This is a genomic window from Streptomyces sp. SID3212, from assembly GCF_009865405.1.
Classification (GTDB): Bacteria; Actinomycetota; Actinomycetes; order Streptomycetales; family Streptomycetaceae; genus Streptomyces.
On the sequence record NZ_WWJY01001072.1, the window covers coordinates 1 to 205 of the forward strand.

The 205-nt window shown below is 68.8% G+C and carries 1 protein-coding gene; it reads right to left on the reverse strand.

The window, feature by feature from the left end; genetic code table 11:
- Nucleotides 1–205, reverse strand: a 205-nt coding sequence (locus GT042_RS31670; RefSeq protein ID WP_161312131.1) for an ATP-binding cassette domain-containing protein, incomplete at both ends; no start/stop codon positions are given.

The window sequence follows — 205 nt, forward strand, 5'->3', positions numbered from 1 at the left end:
ACGGACAGGCCGAGTTCGGCCCGTACGGTGTGCACGACCTCTACCGTCCGGGCGCGTTCGGCCGCGTTCATCCCGGCGACCGGTTCGTCCAGCAGCAGCACACTGGGCTCCAGGCAGAGGGCGCGGGCGAACTCCACGCGTTTGCGGTCGCCGTAGGAGAGCAGGGCGACGGGGTGGTCGAAGTACTCTGCGAGACCGGTGAGTT